The 15,400-nt window shown below is 37.0% G+C and carries 17 protein-coding genes; 11 read left to right on the forward strand and 6 right to left on the reverse strand.

Going from position 1 to position 15,400, the window contains the following annotated elements; translation table 11 throughout:
• Positions 1-107: 107 nt before the first annotated feature.
• From RV00_RS01565 to RV00_RS01575, 3 genes are read right to left on the reverse strand one after another with little or no spacing between them, the layout of a single operon-like run.
• Positions 108-380, reverse strand: a complete 273-nt coding sequence (locus RV00_RS01565; protein ID WP_071860844.1) for a hypothetical protein — start codon at positions 378-380, stop codon at positions 108-110.
• Positions 380-2,686 (reverse strand): S8 family serine peptidase, encoded by a 2,307-nt coding sequence (locus RV00_RS01570; RefSeq protein ID WP_071860845.1) that lies wholly within the window; start codon positions 2,684-2,686, stop codon positions 380-382. The genes RV00_RS01565 and RV00_RS01570 overlap by 1 nt, the downstream gene beginning before the upstream one ends.
• 5 nt (positions 2,687-2,691) lie before the next feature.
• Positions 2,692-3,822: an AAA family ATPase gene (locus tag RV00_RS01575; RefSeq protein ID WP_071860846.1), complete on the reverse strand. Its 1,131-nt coding sequence runs from the start codon at positions 3,820-3,822 to the stop codon at positions 2,692-2,694.
• A gap of 811 nt (positions 3,823-4,633) precedes the next feature.
• Here RV00_RS01575 and RV00_RS01580 point away from each other — a divergent pair.
• The 3 genes from RV00_RS01580 to RV00_RS01590 all read left to right on the forward strand — a co-directional run bounded on the left by RV00_RS01580 (position 4,634) and on the right by RV00_RS01590 (position 6,665).
• Positions 4,634-5,353, forward strand: a complete 720-nt coding sequence (locus RV00_RS01580; RefSeq protein ID WP_071860847.1) for a hypothetical protein — start codon at positions 4,634-4,636, stop codon at positions 5,351-5,353.
• 297 nt (positions 5,354-5,650) lie between these two features.
• Entirely contained in the window at positions 5,651-6,268 is a 618-nt protein-coding gene (locus tag RV00_RS01585) for a DUF3267 domain-containing protein (protein ID WP_249024042.1), read from the forward strand.
• A gap of 46 nt (positions 6,269-6,314) precedes the next feature.
• Positions 6,315-6,665, forward strand: coding sequence for a DUF1622 domain-containing protein (locus tag RV00_RS01590; RefSeq protein WP_071860848.1), 351 nt, complete (start codon positions 6,315-6,317; stop codon positions 6,663-6,665).
• A 29-nt stretch (positions 6,666-6,694) separates the two neighbouring features.
• Here RV00_RS01590 and RV00_RS01595 read toward each other — a convergent pair whose 3' ends face one another.
• A complete protein-coding gene (locus tag RV00_RS01595) occupies positions 6,695-7,219 on the reverse strand; it encodes a PadR family transcriptional regulator (RefSeq protein WP_071860849.1) in 525 nt (174 codons plus the stop codon).
• Between the two features lie 184 nt (positions 7,220-7,403).
• On the opposite strand from RV00_RS01595, the gene RV00_RS01600 reads away from it, so the two are divergent.
• Positions 7,404-8,117 (forward strand): glucosamine-6-phosphate deaminase, encoded by a 714-nt coding sequence (locus tag RV00_RS01600; protein WP_071860850.1) that lies wholly within the window; start codon positions 7,404-7,406, stop codon positions 8,115-8,117.
• Positions 8,118-8,209: 92 nt separating this feature from the next.
• Here the strand turns inward: RV00_RS01600 and RV00_RS01605 are convergent, their stop codons facing one another.
• Positions 8,210-9,427, reverse strand: a complete 1,218-nt coding sequence (locus tag RV00_RS01605) for an MFS transporter (protein ID WP_211272358.1) — start codon at positions 9,425-9,427, stop codon at positions 8,210-8,212.
• A 113-nt stretch (positions 9,428-9,540) separates the two neighbouring features.
• Positions 9,541-10,071, reverse strand: coding sequence for a PadR family transcriptional regulator (locus RV00_RS01610; protein WP_071860852.1), 531 nt, complete (start codon positions 10,069-10,071; stop codon positions 9,541-9,543).
• A 183-nt stretch (positions 10,072-10,254) separates the two neighbouring features.
• On the opposite strand from RV00_RS01610, the gene RV00_RS01615 reads away from it, so the two are divergent.
• The 7 genes from RV00_RS01615 (at position 10,255) to RV00_RS01645 (ending at position 15,392) form a co-directional block, all read left to right on the forward strand.
• Positions 10,255-10,953 carry a hypothetical protein gene (locus tag RV00_RS01615; protein WP_071860853.1) on the forward strand — a complete coding sequence of 233 codons (699 nt, stop codon included), beginning with the start codon at positions 10,255-10,257 and terminating at the stop codon, positions 10,951-10,953.
• Between the two features lie 204 nt (positions 10,954-11,157).
• Entirely contained in the window at positions 11,158-11,400 is a 243-nt protein-coding gene (locus tag RV00_RS01620) for a GlsB/YeaQ/YmgE family stress response membrane protein (protein ID WP_169818922.1), read from the forward strand.
• 153 nt (positions 11,401-11,553) lie between these two features.
• Positions 11,554-12,618 carry a M24 family metallopeptidase gene (locus RV00_RS01625; protein ID WP_071860855.1) on the forward strand — a complete coding sequence of 355 codons (1,065 nt, stop codon included), beginning with the start codon at positions 11,554-11,556 and terminating at the stop codon, positions 12,616-12,618.
• A 192-nt stretch (positions 12,619-12,810) separates the two neighbouring features.
• A complete protein-coding gene (gene efp / locus RV00_RS01630) occupies positions 12,811-13,368 on the forward strand; it encodes an elongation factor P (protein ID WP_071860856.1) in 558 nt (185 codons plus the stop codon).
• Positions 13,369-13,603: 235 nt separating this feature from the next.
• Entirely contained in the window at positions 13,604-14,029 is a 426-nt protein-coding gene (locus tag RV00_RS01635) for an Asp23/Gls24 family envelope stress response protein (RefSeq protein WP_071860857.1), read from the forward strand.
• Positions 14,022-14,480 carry a transcription antitermination factor NusB gene (nusB, locus tag RV00_RS01640; RefSeq protein WP_071860858.1) on the forward strand — a complete coding sequence of 153 codons (459 nt, stop codon included), beginning with the start codon at positions 14,022-14,024 and terminating at the stop codon, positions 14,478-14,480. Before RV00_RS01635 ends, nusB begins: the two co-directional genes overlap by 8 nt.
• Positions 14,481-14,534: 54 nt before the next feature.
• Positions 14,535-15,392: a bifunctional methylenetetrahydrofolate dehydrogenase/methenyltetrahydrofolate cyclohydrolase gene (locus RV00_RS01645; protein ID WP_071860859.1), complete on the forward strand. Its 858-nt coding sequence runs from the start codon at positions 14,535-14,537 to the stop codon at positions 15,390-15,392.
• The last annotated feature ends 8 nt before the right edge of the window (positions 15,393-15,400 follow it).

Raw genomic sequence — 15,400 nt, forward strand, 5'->3', positions numbered from 1 at the left:
GGAAAATAACTCAGAGAGTTCGTTTTCCAGTCCTTTTAGGATGCTTATTAGAGTGATAAAATATTGTAAAATTGAATGGATATTCCGTCACATAAAAAATAATAAAATTAGTTTTTCTTTTTAATAGTCACTTTTACCCCTGCGGTTCCAGAAGCACCAACAAACAGTTTTGTGATTCCGTTTGTTTCAACAGCAGCTTCTAAGTTTAACTCAATATTATCTAGTTCATATGACCCTAAACTCTCTATAAAGCTTGTAATTTCATTAAAATCAATTGCTGTACTTGCAAAACTTGCTCCATTCCCGCTTGAACCACCATATTCTTTCTCTATTTGTGATTCGTCTTTCTTTACAGGCATTAATATTTCAAATTTTTTCATTATTCATCCTCCTCAGGTGTACCGATATCTATAGAGATTTCTTGGAGAATATTGAATCTATTAGTGGCTTCAATTTCACCATAAAGATTTAATTCTTCATTTTCATATAGACTTTCGATTGTTATTATTAACACATATTCAATTTCTTCTTCATCTGGAATTTCTGGTTTTGTATATAATTCTAACCACAATTGCCAGTCGCCAGAATCAAAAACAGTAAACTCTTGAGAAAAATGATGCAAGTTACTCCATTTTTTTCGACCGTTTTTTTGGGAAGGGTTTTTGGTAACTAATTTAGAATTCGAATTAAGCATATGTAACGAAGTATCTATATATGCTCTTAAATATTCGCTACCTTTACTCATATCCACTGGAGAAATAGATAAGCATGTTACTGTAACTTTTGCTAACTTCACACCACTTTTTCTTTTATCTGATAAAACCGCAGGAATTAGAAATCCAACTTTTTCTTTTGTTTTCCTATTCATTTTTCCGTACCTAATGTAAGTAGGCTTAGATGCAAATGACTCTTTTGCACTATCTAAATTTCCATAACCACAACCATATACTTTATTGTACTCTTCGGTGCTTGTATCTGACATATTATCTATGGATTTAGCATGATGACTAAGCAATCCTCTAGAGATAAAAGTTGCTTTTCTATCCAAATTATTAGTATCTCCTATACTATTTAGATACTCAATAACTGAATGTTGTAATGAACCTAAATCGAATGCTGCTAAAGGAGTGGAGAAACTTGTACCAAAATCTAATGAAATATAACCATCTGAATTAATGACAAACATACCAGAAGTTTTTGGTATGAAGCATCGTGTATTTTGTTTGCACACATTTCCCCCAGGATAAACTAGATCTGGTTTATATGAATTTGCAAATCCATATCCAACCCTACTGAAAGGAGACAACGCATTCTTGTTAGATATGCTGTCTGGATGCTGATCTTTTGTGATTGAACCTATTGATAATGAATGAAGGCTTTCAGCTGGTGAAGCTAAACGAGCATCGTCATGTTCACAAATGTCATTAATGTCATTTAAAGTTCGCCATAATTCGTGATTGCCCATTGACACAACAAAATTGACACCTTCTTTATAAGATATAACATCTAATTCAAAAGCTAATTTGCTTACTGATTTTTCACCAAAAATGGAGGACGAGTTATCGTTAAAAGCTAAACAAAATGTTGTAGTTATATGCTTTATTTCTTGTACAGCTTTTCTGATTCTTGAAATTATTTTTGTCTCAGTTACAGTATTCCCATCAGATATTACTGCATCAATTATTCTAGCCTTAGGTATAAGTAATTGATTACTTATCTGTTCATGCAAATTTTCTCCAAATACAATTCTACTAGCTACTTTAGTACCATGAGCAGAAGTATTATAATTAATATCTGGTGCAGTCCATCTACCAGCTATAGCAGCAGAAATATTATCAGGGAAAGACACACCATCATCCAAAACACAAATAAGTGGAAGATCATCCAGATTGTCAGAATAAAAATCAAAAGCTGCCACATTTTGTCCGTTCTTGGTAATTTGATGACTTCCATTATACTTATGAGTGATATCAATATCCAATACAACCTCTTGTTCAATCAAATCATTTACTGCACTAGATGGTAGGTAAGCATGTAAAACAGGAGTATGGTCTGCTAGATAATAAATTCCATCGCTTTCTATATCTCCATTAAAGCTTTCTACTAAAGTGATTAGATGAGGTAGTATTTTTGCATATTGTTTTTCATTTAGTTTTGGAACGACGGTAATTTGTGCATCAATAATATCATTATTATTTTCGTTATTTTGTAAGTAATCTAGCTTTTTACTTTTTTTGTCGTGGATATCTATTGGCGATATTTCATCAATATATTGCCAAAAAGAACTTTTAGGTGCAGTACCTTGTGTATACTGTACTGCGCTTTCTTCTAAAGAGATCATATCATCTTTTTTTATTGATACGATGGCTTTATGGGAGTCTCTGATAGCATTGATATTTATTTTATTATCAGCAAAAATCCTTTCATAATCTCCTCGAGAATCAACAACTTTATCATCTGGAAGTTCAACTTGAAAGAACAGTAAATCGTCTGACAGTATGTTATGTTTAGGGGTATTTCTTTCTTTTATTGATAAAAGACCTTCACCAATTTTTTCGCCATGTTTTCTAAAATCAATCTCAACTGGTTCTGGAATAGCTATGCGTTTAGTGTCCTCACGCTGTACTTCATTATCTGGTATTGTAAAATGTTTTTTCCCTTTTTTTCCTTTATTATCATCGTCCATAATCCTTACTTACCTCCTTTCAGTTTATCTGCAAGTGTGCTGCGTGGAATTTTTAATAATTCTGAAATACTAGTTAATGTTAAACCGTTTTCTCTTAGTTTTGTTATCTTCTCATAATCAATTTTTTCCTTAGAAAAGTTATACATTAGAACCACTTCGATGATAGATTCTGAAAATTCTTTTAACGAAATATCAGAACTATTATTTAAGACTGATTTTTTCATTGTTTTCATACAAACTTCCCGTATTTCTGAAAAACTGAAATTCTCGCAGTAGTGACTGGCTTTTTCAATGCTACTATTGTCCATATGAAACTTGTACTGTAGTAATAAGTTTCTAATGTAAATTTCTCGTAGCTTTGTATCTGGCTTGTCTAAATATAAAATACTGTTAAATCTTCTCCAGACGGCAGAATCTAATAATTTTTCATGGTTAGAAGCTGCGATTAAGAAATTGTTTGTAGGCATTTGATCAATATTTTGAAGTAATGAATTTACAACTCTTTTTAATTCTCCTAATTCGTTGCTATCATCCCTTTTCTTTGCAATAGAGTCAAATTCATCAAGGAAAATAATTGCATCTTTATTATTTAGCTCTTCAAATATTGTTCTTAGATTAGAGGAAGTCTGACCCAACATGGAAGAAATTAATGAATCTAATCTGACATAGACAATAGGTAAGTTCATTTTTTTCGCAATATGGTAGGCAATAGTAGTTTTTCCACAACCAGGAGGTCCACAAAGTAAAAGTCGATTCTCAATAATGATACCTCTGTCTTCAAATTTTTCTTTGTTAGTATACTCATTAATTAGTGAATCAATTTTGTTTTCGATTTCAGTTGATAGAACAAGGTTGTCTGAATCAATACCTGATGGATATAAAACATCGTACAATTTAGATTTTGGAATACTTGAATTATCCTTTTTCTTGTTATGATCGAACATCTTCAAGCCAGAAGATGCTTCATATTTTTTTTCTTCTGGATACTTACTTAATACATTTAATAACATAGAGTAGTTATTGTTTTTTCCTGCTTTTTTTTCATTTTCCGCTATTTTCAAAAGAGACTTTCTGAATAGTGCTTCTTTTTCTTGAAAATGATTTTCTGCTAATCCAATAACATCTTCAATCTTCATTATTTATCCTCCATTTCGGAATAGTCCGTCCTTAGATGAATATGTTACCATAAAATAAGGATTTTTAACAGGGGAACACTTAATGTTTTTCCGGAAATTTCCGTCGGATATACAGAATTTATCAAACGGTTCTAATATTGTGAAAATAAAAATATTTGTTTAAAACAAGTATTTTTATCAACTTTTCAATTTTGGGAAACTTTCCTTAATTTAGAATCATTAACGGAATACAAATAACGGAATTACTATCTTTTTAATCCCGTTATTCGATGCTTGATTAATTGGAGAATTCTTTATTAAGAGTAATTGTTCTAGCTCGCAATGGTCTTACTAAAAACATCCAAAATATCCCAATTTTCTAGTTAAAACAGTTTGAAACTAAATCAAAACTAACTACAATTGACAAAAATTACTAGAATTTCGCAGTATTCACAGAAAAAATAGAATGCTGTCATACCAACGATTAGAGCTTATCAGAAGCTCTGGAAAAAGTTAACCTTTTGCTGGAAGGGTCTGTCGGTTAGTAATCAATCTAAAACTCGAAATGTTGAGAATTCAGCGTTTCGAGTTTTTTTATTTGAAATGTTTATGTGCTCTTTATAATGTAATAGAAGAATGATATAATAAAAAATGTTATTAGAACGCACGTAATTATCTTTAGTTATAATTTAAAAGCGATTATAACGTTGTCCGTATAAAGATAATTGATATTTTTTGCATTTTTAAGTGAGTTGATAAATAGCTGTTAGTTTTAGAAAAAAATAAAAATAAATATAAGGAGAAGCATTCGAAATGGATGCGTGGGTGAACAATGAATTTTGAAAAGCAAAAATTAACGATCATCACTCTGGCAGTTGTTCTAATTGGTGAGGTATTGGCTATTACCGGCATCGCGCTAGTTTACTTCAATCAGCAGTTTTTTAATGAACGAATCAACATTATCGAAACATATATTGGCGCGTCAACGGCTTTTTTTGGTAGTTTCTTTTCAATTTTAGCGGTTTTGCTGCTGTTCCAATTCGTTAAGTATCGTGAGAAACAAAAAGAAGTGCAACAAACGCGGCAGATTTATCAGAAGCTGAAAAAGGAATATGAACATAATTTTTCAGTACTAACTGAGCTTGGAGTGGAAATTGCTAATGGTTCTGGTGAGCTAGCTAAATTGTTAAAAGAGAACCAAAAAATCAGAGAATTATTCCTTTTATCTATTTTTAAATTGGATTTTCCAATTTTTGATGCGTACTTTGATCAGCTTGATTGGCAGCAATTAGGTGAGGAGCTTGAAGATGGCGAGGAATACTTGGAATCAATGGAACAAACCAATCAACTAAGAGCCCTTTGCCAAGCGATTGCTACAAAAGCGATTGATAGTGAAGAAAATTTGAAGCCGTTGTTACAGTTGATCACGCAAAAGATTTCGCTATTGAAAGGGAATCAGACGGAGACTGAAAGTAGCGCAGTTTTTATTGAGACTGTGGGAGAATATGCTTATCTTACCGAAACACCAAGCGGTGAAATGATTCAAGAGTAAAAATAGAACCAGTCGACTTATCAAAAGAGTCGCTGGTTTTTTTCGAATTCATTAGTAAAAGTTTGATTGGAAGTTTGGCTGTTCTTTTTAAGTGAAACCAGTAATTTGATAAATCTATTAAGGAAATGGGCAGAGGCGGGATTGGCTTTGGCTTTATAATGGAGAGAGAAGATTTTTTGCAGAGTATTTATTGGACGTCGAGTCTTAAATAATTAGTACAAAGATCCGTGGTTGGTATCAAGGGAAGAATGTTTTTACAAATCACCTATGTGGGGACATGGGGTTGGGGGGATAAGTATGGAGTTGAAAAGGAAGGGTAAAGGGAAAAAGCAGAAAGAATATGAAGAGTTTGAGTCGCTGTGTCAACGTTTAGAGAAGAAGAATTATTTGAAAGAGGATCGGACCTTCTCACTGAAGGATACGAATTCCCTTGATATGCTGTTGTCGTTGCCATTGATTGTGTTGGTGGTGACCGGCTATTTTTGGCGTTGGGGCAAAGAGGCGATTCCGCTGTGGGAAAGTGATTTTAAGCTGGTCATTTTCTTGTTGGTTGTTTCCATTCCAGTTCATGAGCTGCTGCATGGACTGGCTTGGGCGAATTACGCTAAAAAGAAAATGAAAAGTATCAGCTTTGGTTTTAATCTGATTGAGCTGATGCCGTATTGTCATTGCTGTGAAGCTTTGGAGGTAAAAGCTTATAAGCTCGGAGTATTAGCGCCAGCTGTGGTACTGGGAGGCGGCTATTTTCTTCTTGCGCTGTTAGTGCCTAATACGGAGTTTCTTCTGCTTTCGGCGTTTAATATTTTTATGGCTACCGCTGATTTATTGATTTTTTGGAAAGCGCATGGGATTCATAAGGGTTTATTGATCGATCATCCTGAGCAGCCAGGCTTTGTTGTATTTACCAAAAAATGAATACGCTATTGACGGAAGTAAACTAGCGTAAAAGGTTGTGTGTAAAGTGGCAAAATTTGAAGCACTTATTCAATTCTTTTTTCATCCAATTGTTCTACTGCTAGATGTCCTATCGATTTTTATTATTGTGATCGGTGCTTTTCTTTCCTTGATCAAATTGCTCCAGCAAGGAAGAAATCAGGCCTGTTCCTCGACCTTGGAGAAAAATAAATATATCAAGGCTTATTTAGGCAGTTATATTTTATTAAGCTTGGAATTTCTGATCGTAGCGGACATCATTGAATCAATCATTCATCCGACTTTCCAAGACATCATCAAGTTGGCGATGATCGTCCTCATTCGAACCTTGATTTCTTATTTCTTAAATAAGGAAATCAACGAGTTTTCAGAAGGCTAATGAAGGTATAACAATCACTTTGACTGGGATTAAAAGGTTTGCTTTACTTCCGTGAGCCATCGCTCAATCGTTTCGATTAATAAATATTGCTGATGCATGACCGCTTTTTCAGTTGTGGAAAGTGTTGGAAGTTCTTGTTGTGTTTCGTTGATCTTCGTTAGCTTTGTCTGGGTACTTTTAATATTTGCTTCAAGAATGCTTAAACAAGTTTTTTGATCTGCGGGAGAAAGATTGTCTAAGTTTAGAATAACGGCGTTGAGATCTAAGTGAAGATTAATCGGACGGGTAGCGATGCCCAGCATTAATTTCTCAAACTCCCGGCGGCCTTTTTTGGTTAAGGAGTAAATCACTTTTTCTGGCATCTTGCTTGTCTTTGCTGTTGTACCTTTTAGATAGCCTTGTTTTTCTAGCTGGATGACTTTCTTATAGATTGATGGAATACTAATTTTGACCCATTGAGAAATATTCCGTGAGGTGACCTGTTTTTGAATATCATACGCACTAAGAGCTTCTCTTTTTAAAATACCTAAGACAATCAAATCAATTGTTCGCACAAGAAGAACTCCTTTCGATTAGTTTAAAATAGTATAAATTATAGCAATGTTAACTATCTTACTATAATTTATACTATTTATATTTTGCATCAAAGTCAAGTTTGAAGAGGTTTTACGGATTTGGAATCCGTTTACATTTCTTTTTTTGCTATGCTATTATTAAATAAAAAAGGTAGGTGGTAAGATGAAATTATTAGTAACAGAAGATTATGAAACATTGAGTCAGGTAACGGCTGATTTGATTTTGCTGAAGTGGTCGGAAAATCATCGGGTGAACTTGGCCTTGACGGCAGGTTCTTCGCCGAAACGAACGTATGAGATTTTGGTTGAGCGTTTGCGAGCAGTACAGTTTGATCAAAGCTTGGCACATTTTTATAACTTTGATGAAATCAGCTTGAAGGATCAAGCAGACGGGTTGACGATGCAGGCGCTGATGCAAGAATTATTTCAACCGCTAGGAATTGAAGATAAAAATATTGAAGTCTTAGATGCCGAAAATTACCAAGATTATGACTATCAGATTGCTGAAGCTGGTGGGTTGGATCTTGTCTTGATGGGGATCGGCGAGGACGGTCATTTTTGTGGTAATCTGCCGGGATTTACTTCATTTGATTATGGGGTGTATCGTGTGCCGATCGCTCCAGGTGATGATTTGTATCAACTGCTGGATCAAGCGACACCTCATACACCCGGGACGGAAATGGTCACCTTTGGACCACAAACGGTTTTGGCTGCTAAGGAACTGGTATTGATCGCTAATGGGAAAAAGAAAGCGGCAATCATCAAACAAGCATTGGAAGGCCCAATCACAGAAGACGTGCCGGCTTCAGTTTTACGTTTGCATCCTAATTTAACAGTGATCTTAGACCAAGAAGCCGCGAGTGAATTAACTGAATAAATAATTTCTAAGAGTGCATTCATTTGTACTCTTTTTTGATTAAGAGCAAAAAAATAGGCTCCGTTCTCATTGAGAACGCAGCCTATTTTAAATTAATTTTCTAGTTCTTCCTCTTCAACCGTTTCAAAATACTGTGAATGAATAACAATCAATAAAATCCCGATAAAGACCATTGCGCTGGCAAAGTAGAAAGTATAATTCCCGCCAAATTTTGCCCCAATCAGGCCTGCGACAAAGGGTGCCAGTGAGCCGCCAAAGAAGCGGACAAAGCTGTAAGTAGAAGAAGCAATGTTACGCTTGATTCCAGGAATCTCCATCGCAATCGTAGTCATCAAAGTATTGATGATTCCTTGGAAGAAGCCGGCTACGATCAACGCAGTCGCGACAAGGTTAGGCTGATCAGCATTGATCCCCATTAAGAGTAAACAAATGACAAAACCAATGAAGCCGATCATTAAGGTATAAAAAGTTCCAATCATTCTTTCAATCCAAGTAGCTAAAAAGATGGACGAGATCGCTAGTAAAATACCCCACCCGAAGAAGGTCATACCAATCTGCATTTCAGAAAAATTTGGTAGTAAGAAGGGAGCATAGGCTAATAAGGTAAAGAAGCCAAAATTGTAAAGCAAAGCGATCAAGCCAACCGAACGTAATTTATGATTTTTCAAGGCCTTCACACCGGCTAATAGCGCAACTTTTTCTTGATCGCCCTTGGGTTCTTTGAACATGATAACGATCGACAAGAAAGAAATCAGCATTAGCACAGAAACACCAGCAAAGGGCAAACGCCATGAAATTGACCCTAGTGAACCGCCGACTAACGGTCCAATCGACATTCCCAAGCCCATCGCTGCTTCATAAAGCATGATGGATTTTTCTGTTTGTCCAATCAATACGCTGACGATCGCGGACAAAGCCGTTGAGATAAATAAGGCATTTCCTAAGCCCCAGCCTGCTCGAAAATAAATCAAGGCATCAATCGAATGAGATAAGCCAGCAAAAAGCGCAAATAAAATAATAATAAAAAGTCCTAACATCAAGGTCTTTTTTGTGCCGATCCGACTAGAGACAAAACCGGTGAAGAGCATCACGACTCCTGTCACCATCATGTAGCTGGTAAACAGTAAGGTTGTTTGCGCCGGTGTTGCTTGTAAAGATTTTGCGATGGAGTTCAAGATTGGGTCAACCAAGCCAATCCCCATGAAAGCAATCATACAAGCAAACGCGACAACGTAAGCAGCCTTTCCATTTTGTTTTTCCTTAACCAATTCGTTTTCGTTTAAATTTTCCATTAAGTCACCACTTTCCATTCACTAGTTTAATCATGAATTTAATTTATGTCAATATTTACATAAATAAATTTACATATATTTTTTGTAAAAAAAGAAACAGATCTCAAATGATCTGCTCCAATGATTAGTTGCTATTTTTCTAAAAAGTACGCTTCAATTTTTTCTCCTGCCCACTCACACCAAGCCAGCTCTTCTTTACACAAACGGATTTTTCGTTCAATAATCAGTTCCCGTCCAAAATTTTTATGACGTTCTGCTTGGTTCAAGTCGCTCAAGCTGTCTAAGACTTTGGAATACTCGCTTAGCTGCTCTTGAAAATACTGCTGACGTTCCATAATCAAAAATTTTGAAGTGTCTCGATCCAAGGCAGAGATTGTAAAGACCTTCGCCAAAAATTCATCCTTTTGGGAGGGAGCATGGCTTTTACTGAAGACCCATTCCTTTACTAACTCTTTGCCTGCGGGAGTAATATCATAGATTTTACGTTTACCGTCGGGAATATCGACGATCTCAATTAATTCCTGTTTTCGCAGCTCTTTTAAAGTAGGATAGATTTGACTATGATGGGCCTCCCAAAAAAGATTCAAGAAACGTTTTAATTCGTAACCGGTCAAGGGTGAGCGAATCAGCATCGCTAAAATTACATAACTGATGGTATTCATGATCGATCCTTTCTGCTAAGGATATTTTGCAATTTTTTATTTGTAGGAATTTCTCCGTATCCATTGTATCATTGTTTATTATTTTTGCTAATGCAACTAATCAAAAAGCGGTTTTTTCAGACTTTTGGCGGATGTTTTTGTCGTTGGTTTTCGCTAAACTTATTTCTAGAGAGGAAGATCGTTATGAAAGTTTTGTTTGTATTTGATGACCGTCAGTATTCGAGCTTCTTTGTGTATGATTTGACCAGCGGTGTAAATAGTTTACTGCGGGTCTCACCAGAGATAAAAATTCAAAAGCTGACTTTAGGCGAATTATATACTCAAGTACCGATCGAAAAATTTTTAACTTATTTTTCGCTGGCTTTTTCAATAGAAGTAAAAAAATATTTGATTCTGAAAAAGTCGGATAGTCTTTTAGGAGTGGAAGAGGCTGGTTTGGAGGCAGATGGCAAAATGCCAGTGACCGTCTACAAAGAGTTCACCGCTTTGAAAAGCGGCCAAACGTTTCAAAAAGGCGAACAACGTCTGACTTTGGCAGAAATTGATGCGTATATCAGCTATCAAATTGATCAGGATGGTCGAATCGACGTTTTCGAGCGGCAGGAGGATATTATTCGCTTAATGAAACGTAAAACAGTGCGTCCGCGGTTGTCAGCTATTACGAATAATTATGGGACTGTTAAAGAATATTCCGGCAGTAATCTCAATTTAAAAGATATGCTGAAAATGGGAACGGGGTATTTAGCGAAGGGGAGTGCCCGTATGAATAAAATCAATGTGCCTGAAGTGGGCAGCTTTTCAATAGAAGGAAACTTTCCTTATCGCTTAGGTCCGATCGATTGGGCAAAAAATGGGGTAAGGCTGCGAAAAGATCTTATTTGATAAGAGTTATTCACAGGTACAGCCAAATTGGTGTTTTTTTACAGTGGATTAGCCGCTTACAAAAGGGGAAAAGGGATTATGGCGGGCTTATTTAAGGTTTCACATTTGCGAAACTTTTTGCAAAAGGGCTCAAAAGGCGCTTGACAGAGGCATAAATTATTTGGCTCAAAAGATGTATTCGGGATGAATTTAAAAAATGGAGGGATTATTATGTTATGGACATTGATTATTGGCGCGTTGATTGGCGCCATCGGTGGTGGTATTTCCGGTCGAGGAAAACAAATGGGCTGCGTATTAAATATTATCGCTGGGTTAGCCGGTTCGTATATTGGACAAGCGATATTTGGTCACTGGGGGCCACATCTTGCAGGTATGGCGTTAGTCCCCTCTATTTTAGGCGCGGTCATTGTTGTAGCCGTAGCTTCCTTTTTTACCGGCAGACGGTAAAAAATTTTTTGTAGCATAGACTCTTTTCTTATTTACAAATAAATCATATTTCTTCATCCAAAAGATTGAGGCTTTAAGCTTCAATCTTTTTTTCTAATCGTGTTCGTTCAGCTTTTTGGAACTCTTTGCTATAATGGATAATGGGTGATAAGAATGATAAAACGAATTGAAAAATTACGTGCATTGATGGAAAAAGCAATCATCGATGCTTACTTAGTTACCAGTCCAGCAAATCTTCGTTATTTGACGAATTTTACTGGCACGGCGGGCATGGCTTTGATTACATTAGAGCAAGCCTTCTTTATTACAGATTTTCGCTACATTGAACAAGCTAGCGAACAAATTCAAGGAATGACGATTATTCAGCATCAAGGGGATATCGTTAGTGAAATTCTTAAACTAATGGAAAGTGAATCAGTTAACGTGCTCGGCTTTGAAGATGCTGTAATGACTTATGCCGATTATTCGATCTTTGAAGAGGTGATCGATGCCGAGTTGGCACCTGCTAGCGGATTGATTGAAAAATTGCGGGAGCAAAAAGATGATGGCGAGATCGCAATTATTGAGAAAGCTTGTGCGATCGCTGACGAAGGTTTTGATCATGTACTAAAAATGATTCGGCCGGGCATGACTGAAATTGAAGTTGCCAACCAACTTGATTTTTATATGCGGTCATTAGGTGCCAGTGGAACCTCTTTTGAGACGATCGTTGCTAGTGGTGCACGTTCAGCATTGCCTCATGGTGTGGCCAGTGAAAAGATGATTGAACAAGGAGATCTGATTACGCTTGATTTCGGTTGTGTTTATCAAGGGTATGTTTCTGATATCACACGGACCTTTGCAATCGGAGATCCAGGACAGCAGTTGAAGGATATCTACCAAATCGTTTTAGAAGCACAGAAAAAAGTTCTTGAAGTTGCACAAGCAGGTGTGACGGGTTCGCAGCTAGACGCGGTTGCTCGCGATTTCATTAGCGAAGCTGGATACGGGGAAGCCTTTGGCCATTCCACCGGACACGGGATCGGAATGGAGATCCATGAAGGACCGAATATCAGCCGTTCCAATGATGAACCATTAATGGAAGGCAACGTTATTACCGATGAACCGGGCATTTATTTACCTGGCTTAGGTGGGGTACGGATCGAGGATGATCTAGTGATTTTAGCAGAAGGTAATCGAATTTTAACGCAATCGCCAAAGGAGCTCATCATTTTGTAGGAGTGCTTGAGTAGTGGTAGCGTTAGTAAACAAGAAATGATAAACTAGAACCAAATCTGAAAAGATGGGGTATCAATCAATGTGTCTGTTTTCTTTGCCTTGCAAGAAAACGAACAGATGTAACAAGGCTTGGAATTATTTTGTAACACTTTACCAAAGTAATTACCTTGCAATGAATTAGGGGGAAGTATCATGATTTCAGTAAACGATTTTAAAACTGGCTTGACGATCGAGGTGGACGGCGGCATTTGGCGCGTAGTCGATTTTCAACATGTGAAGCCGGGGAAAGGTGCAGCCTTCGTTCGTTCAAAATTAAAAAATCTACGTACGGGTGCGGTTCAAGAAAAAACCTTCCGTGCCGGTGAAAAAGTTGCAAAAGCACAGATTGATAATAATAAAATGCAATATCTCTATGATGACGGCGACAACTATGTTTTCATGGATATGCAAAGCTATGAACAAATCGAAATGCCGAAACAACAAATTGCGGATGAAATGCGCTATGTCTTAGAAAATACTGAGTTGACCGTCATCATGTATGGCAACGAAGTTTTAGGGGTTGAACTACCAAATACAGTAGTGCTAGAAGTCGCTGAAACAGAACCAAATATTAAAGGCGATACATCATCAGGCGGATCAAAACCTGCTGTAATGGAAACTGGCTTAACTGTCAACGTGCCATTTTTCGTCAATCAAGGTGATAAATTAATCGTGAATACACAAGACGGCAGCTACGTTTCACGAGCCTAAACTAAGATACGACAGGAACATCAGAATTATTTTTTCTGAAAGAAAAAATAAATACAATTGACCGAATAAGGATGTCAGTCCAACTTTTGGCAGTATCTAAAGCAATGAGGAATCGAAAAATCATCAGCGAGACAAGACTACTGAAGTTTAGTTGGATGATATACGGCATGAGAATCAGACTTATTTTTTCTGAAAGAAAAAATAAATACATTTGACCGAATAAGGAGAGAGTACAATGACAGATGAAAAAAATTTAGTTTTAGGCGAAAGTCCTGAGCTTGGAGAAATTATCATTGCACCTGAAGTGATCGAAGTCATCATCGGGATCGCTGCTTCTAAAGTTGACGGCGTCTATGGGATGCGCGGCTCTTTAGCTAGTAACGTGACTGAACTACTTGGAAAATCCGCTCACGGCAAAGGCGTCTATCTTAAAAATGATGAAGATGGCTTGAAGGTCGATATCTATTCTTATTTTGATTATGGCACTTCCGTACCAAAAGTGGCAATGGCAATGCAAGAACGGGTAAAACAACAAGTCTTGTTTATGACGGACATTGCATTAACTGAAGTAAATATCCATGTAGTCGGTGTCGTAGCAGAGAAGATGGAACAACCGACACTAGAAGAACTATTTAATGATGAAGAGGAAAATAATGAATAAAGAATTATCACGTCATGAAATTCGGGAAAAGGCGCTGCAAGCTTTGTTTCCGTTGGATTTTAATCAGGATTTAACTAAAAAGGACGCCATCAATCATGCCTTGAGCATTGATCAACAAGAATTTGTCAGTGAAGATGAAGAGGAATTCGTGCCTGTTTATCTGGATGATTTAGTTGGCGGAGTCGTGGAACACCAAGCAGAGCTAGATGGAATTATCCAAAAACATTTACGTTCGAACTGGTCGATTCAACGAATTGCAAAAATGGATTTGATTATCTTACGACTAGGGATCTATGAGATGTTATACAATACTCAGGTACCCAATCGAGTTGTTTTAAACGAAGCAATCGAATTAGCCAAAACTTTCAGTGATGACCAATCAAGAAAGTTCGTCAACGGAATCTTATCTAATGTAATGAAAGAGATCGATGAAGCTGGGGCAAATAGCTAATAGAGCTATTTTTCCCAGCTTCATTTAAACTATCCGAAAAAGCGAGGGAATAGAGTGGCACAACTTATCAACGGAAAAGAATTAGCGGAGAAGCTGCAAAAAAATACGGCAAAAGAAGTCGAAGCTTTGAATGCACAAGGAATTCAGCCTGGTTTGGTTGTTTTGCTGGTCGGTGAAAACGCGGCTAGTCAAATCTATGTTAGAAACAAAGAACGAGCAGCGAAGAAAACCGGCATTCATTCTGCGGTAATGCGCTATCCAGAAACGATTACAGAAGAAGCGTTGATTAAAGAAATCGAACATTTCAATCGCTCAGAGGAGTTTCATGGTATTTTGGTGCAATTGCCTTTACCGGATCATATCAATGAAGAAAAGGTTTTGTTAGCCATCGATCCATTGAAGGACGTTGACGGTTTTCATCCCATGAATATGGGACGACTTTTTGCTGGCATGCCTCACACGATTCCTTGTACCCCCTATGGCATCATGAAAATGTTTGAAGAATATGATATTCCTTTAGCTGGCAAGCAAGCCGTCGTAATCGGTCGCAGCAATATAGTTGGTAAACCGATGGCAATCTTACTTTTAGGCGCGGATGCAACGGTTACGTTAACTCATTCTAAAACGGAAGATTTGGCGAAAGTTGCAAGTAAAGCTGATATTCTAGTTGTAGCGATCGGCAGAGGACATTTTGTCACGAAAGAATTTATCAAGCCTGGTGCTGTCGTGATCGATGTGGGAATGAATCGCAATGAAGACGGAAAATTGATTGGTGACGTAAAATTTGATGAAGTAGAGCCAATCGCAGGTTACATCACGCCAGTTCCTGGTGGTGTCGGTCCAATGACGATCACGATGTTGCTTCAGCAAACTATTGAATGCTGTCGACGTCAAGTAGTGGATCACGAATAGCAAAGAGG

The sequence above is a fragment of the Enterococcus devriesei genome (assembly GCF_001885905.1).
In the GTDB taxonomy this organism is placed as follows: domain Bacteria; phylum Bacillota; class Bacilli; order Lactobacillales; family Enterococcaceae; genus Enterococcus_A; species Enterococcus_A devriesei.